Below are 338 nucleotides of genomic sequence, written 5' to 3' on the forward strand. Positions count from 1 at the left end.
TCCATCGACCGGAAGTTTCGGTTCATCCGAAAATGGAAGACGACGGATGCCGCCGCCAGTGATGGTGCGCGATTGAGAGAGGGGCTGTTAGATAAAACCAATACGGCCTCAAGCGTTTGGGCTGATACAGCTTATCGCTCGAAAGCGAATGAGGACTTCATGGACAAAGAGGGTTTTGTCTCAAAGGTTCACAGAAAAAAGCCGCATCTCAAGCCTATGCCCCGACATATCCAGAAATCGAATGCTGGAAAGTCCGTGATCCGATCGCGCGTCGAGCACGTCTTTGCCGACCAGAAATCACAGACGGGATTGTTCATCCGAACTGTCGGTATCACCCG

The 338-nt window shown here is 51.8% G+C and carries 1 protein-coding gene; it reads left to right on the top strand.

From position 1 onward, the window contains the following. A partial coding sequence (locus tag KP705_RS21935; RefSeq protein WP_215765569.1) for a transposase occupies positions 1 to 338 on the top strand: 338 nt, incomplete at both ends.

This window comes from Gluconobacter sp. P1D12_c (assembly GCF_018812105.1).
GTDB lineage: Bacteria > Pseudomonadota > Alphaproteobacteria > Acetobacterales > Acetobacteraceae > Gluconobacter > Gluconobacter oxydans_A.